Raw genomic sequence first — 3,338 nt, 5'->3', positions numbered from 1 at the left:
CATTTCCTATAATACCCCGACCCCACGTATTCCAATGGGTGGGCCTTGAGGGCGGACAGTTCGGGTCCGACCTGTCGGCGGGGGGGGGGGGGCGCAGGCCCCCCCCCACGATCCGGGTGAGCACCGCGCGGGTCTCACGCAGGGCGATCCCCGGGTCGACCGCCGGGTTGATCGGTCCGTGGACGGTCACCACGTAGTTCCGGCCGATGAACTGGTCGAGCTCGATGTAGTGCACGTGGCCGCGCTCGCCCCGGGCGGGGGCGTGCAGGACGACGAACGCGTGGTCCGGGTAGGCGTGCACCTTGGGCACCCGGTTACGCCCGACGCAGTCCCGGACCGCCATCGGATGGAAGCCGAACACCTCCGACAGCACGCGCGCGGCCTCCTGGTCACAGCCGGGGATGTCCACCCAGACCAGGACGTCCTCACGGCCGAGCAGCGCCGCCAGTTCTTCGACGGGACGTTCCTCGACCCCCTCGTTGCCGACCAGGCGAACGTCCATCCTGCTCACATCCCTCACCGATGCCGGCGCGCGCCGGTCGGACCGGCGCCGCGGGCTGACCGCGTCTTGACTCCGATCGTGTCAAGAGCCGCCGGCGCCCCTGCGACCAGGGACTTCACATCGGTGTCCGGCCTTCGCGGGTAGCCCGGCGCCTGCCCTGCCGAGACAGGACGGCTCCCGCCACGGCGGGCCGTACGGGGTCAGAGGCGGGGGCGGGCGCCCAGGTGGGAGATGGCCCTGGAGGCCAGGCGGCAGCCGGAGGCGAGGGCGTCGGCGGGGGGCTTGCCCTCCAGCCAGGCCGGCAGGAAGCCGGCGGTGAAGGCGTCACCGGCGCCGGTGCCGTCGACCACGCGCTCCACGGTCTCGGCGGGCACCTTGACCGGATCGGTGCGGCTGTTGGTGTACCACAGCGCGCCCTCGTCGTTGAGCTTGACCACGACCTGGGGGAACCAGGCGGTGAGCACCTTCGCGGCGGCGGCGGGCTCGTCACGGCCGGTCAGCACCTTGGCCTGGTCGGCGTTGGCGAACAGCAGCTTGGCGTTCTGGGTCCATTCGAGGAACGGCTCGGCCCCGGTCCGCTCCAGGGGGGCGGAGGAGGAGCAGTCGACCGAGACGGACATCCCGGCGCGGCGGGCCATCTCCAGGGAGGCGAGGCCGGCCTCGCGGGAGCCCTCGTTGATCAGGGTGTAGCCCGACAGGTGCAGGTGGCCGCCCTGGGTGAACAGGTCGCGGGGCAGGTCCTCGGGCGACAGGGCGGCGTTCGCCCCCGGGTCGGAGAGCATGGTGCGCTCGCCCTTGTGCGTGACGAGCACCACACAGGTGCCGGTCGGCCGCTCGGGGTCCATGACGAGGCGGGCGTCGACGCCGTAGCCCATCAGTTCCATGTCGCGGTTACGCCCGGTGATGTCGGCGCCGCGACGCCCGATGAAGGCCACCTCGGCGCCCTCGACGGCGAGCCAGGAGGCGATGTTGGCGCCCGAGCCCCCGCCGTGCATGGTGACGACCGCCGGTGTGTCGCTGGCCCTGGCCAACGGGTAGCGAGCCCGTGCGACCGCGTCGGTCATGAGATCGCCCACCACGACCACCCGCGTCATGATGTCACCACCTTGCTGCCTTCGATGCCGACGTGCCTCTAGCCGCGAAAAACTTAACAGCTTCAGGCCAGCGTATGGGGTCCGGACCGGACACGGGACCGTAGTCGATGCACAAGCGTTGTGGGAACATGCCCGGCTTGTCCGTCATGTGGGATCCACGTTTACTCTCGGGACTGTGGAGGTTTCTCAGTATCCCGCTCACTGGGAGGCGGATGTCGTCCTGTCGGACGGCGGTACCGCCCATGTGCGCCCGATCCGGCCCGCCGACGCCGACCGGTTGCGCTCCTTCTACTCCAGGCTGTCCGAGGAGTCGATCTATTTCCGGTTCTTCGGCCCCCGGCCCCGGCTGTCGGACCGTGAGATCACCTGGTTCACCAACGTCGACTACGTGGACCGCGTCGCGCTGATCGCGACGATCGGCACGGAGATGGTGGCGGTGATCCGCTATGACCGGATCGAGCCGGGAGAGGCCGAGGTCGCCTTCCTCGTCGAGGACGCCCACCAGGGGCGGGGGGTCGCCTCGGTGCTGCTGGAGCATCTGGCCGCGACCGCCCGGGAGCGGGGGATCGCCCGCTTCGTCGCCGACGTGCTGCCCGCCAACCAGAAGATGATGGCGGTGCTCAAGCAGGTGGGCTACACCGCGCAGAGCCGCTTCGCCGACGGCGTGGTCCGGATGACCCTCGACCTCACCCCGACCGAGACCGCCCAGGAGGTGACCGCCTCCCGCGAGCACCGGGCCGAGTCCCGCTCGATCGAGCGGCTGCTCTCCCCGGGTTCGGTGGCGGTCGTCGGCGCGGGCCGCGAGCCGGGCGGCGTCGGCCAGACCGTCCTGCGCAACCTGCTCGGCGCGGACTTCACCGGCCCGGTCTACCCGGTGCACCGCGAGGCGCGGGCCGTCGCCGGGGTGCGGGCCTACCCGAGCGTGACGGCCATCGACGGAGAGGTCGACCTCGCCGTGCTGGCCGTACCCGCCGACGGGGTGATCGAGGTGGTGAAGGAGTGCGCGGAGAAAGGCGTGCGCGGGCTGATCGTGGTCTCCTCCGGGTTCGGCGAGACCGGCCCCGAGGGACGGGCCAGGCAGGATGAGCTGGTCCGCATCGCCCGCGCCTACGGCCTGCGCGTCGTCGGCCCCAACTGCCTCGGCGTCGCCAACACCGATCCGGCGGTCCGGCTGAACGCCACGCTCGCCGCGACCATCCCCGGGCGGGGCCGGGTCGGGTTCTTCAGCCAGTCCGGCGCCCTGGGCACCGCCCTGCTGCAGCGGGTGGCCCAGCGCGGCATGGGCATCTCCTCGTTCGTGTCGGCGGGCAACCGCGCCGACGTCTCGGGCAACGACCTGCTCCAATACTGGGAGGAGGACCCGCAGACCGATGTGATCCTGCTCTACCTGGAGTCGCTGGGAAACCCTCGCAAGTTCGCCCGCCTGGCCAGGCGGATCTCCCGGCGCAAGCCGATCGTGGTGGTCAAGAGCGGCGGCACCACCCAGGGCGTGCCCACCGGCCACGCCGCGCCCGTGCTCGGCCTGCCCGACACCGTGTTGAGCTCGCTGTTCGAGCAGGCCGGGGTGGTCCGGGTCGACGACCTGATCCAGCAGTTCGACGTGGCGCAGCTCCTGGCCTACCAGCCGCTGCCCGCAGGGCCCCGGGTCGGCCTGGTGAGCAACTCCGACGTCGAGACCGTCCGGCGCCGCCTGCGGATGGGCGTCGAGCTCGCCGCCACCGAGGGCACCGTCGGCGAGCTCC

The 3,338-nt window shown here is 71.6% G+C and carries 3 protein-coding genes; 1 reads left to right on the top strand and 2 read right to left on the bottom strand.

Annotated features, from left to right (window positions below; genetic code table 11):
* Both ACWDS7_RS47500 and ACWDS7_RS47495 read right to left on the bottom strand, forming a co-directional pair.
* Nucleotides 1-502 (bottom strand): CorA family divalent cation transporter (locus ACWDS7_RS47500; protein ID WP_451934680.1); only part of this gene is annotated, 502 nt, incomplete at its 3' end.
* Between the two features lie 200 nt (nucleotides 503-702).
* The gene (locus ACWDS7_RS47495; protein WP_451934679.1) at nucleotides 703-1,596 is read right to left on the bottom strand and encodes a carbohydrate kinase family protein; all 894 of its coding nucleotides are present in this window, start codon (nucleotides 1,594-1,596) and stop codon (nucleotides 703-705) included.
* 175 nt (nucleotides 1,597-1,771) lie between these two features.
* On the opposite strand from ACWDS7_RS47495, the gene ACWDS7_RS47490 reads away from it, so the two are divergent.
* The coding region (locus ACWDS7_RS47490; protein WP_451934678.1) for a GNAT family N-acetyltransferase at nucleotides 1,772-3,338 on the top strand (1,567 nt) is incomplete at its 3' end.

The organism is Streptosporangium sp. NPDC003464 (assembly GCF_053588315.1).
The sequence above is the reverse complement of the archived record's forward strand: the minus strand, read 5'-3'. Positions and strand labels throughout refer to the sequence as shown.

What these genes read in the sequence shown, in the direction of transcription:
- ACWDS7_RS47495 (WP_451934679.1), bottom strand. Translation starts at nt 1,596, where the DNA reads ATGACGCGGGTGGTCGTGGTGGGCGATCTCATGACCGACGCGGTCGCA.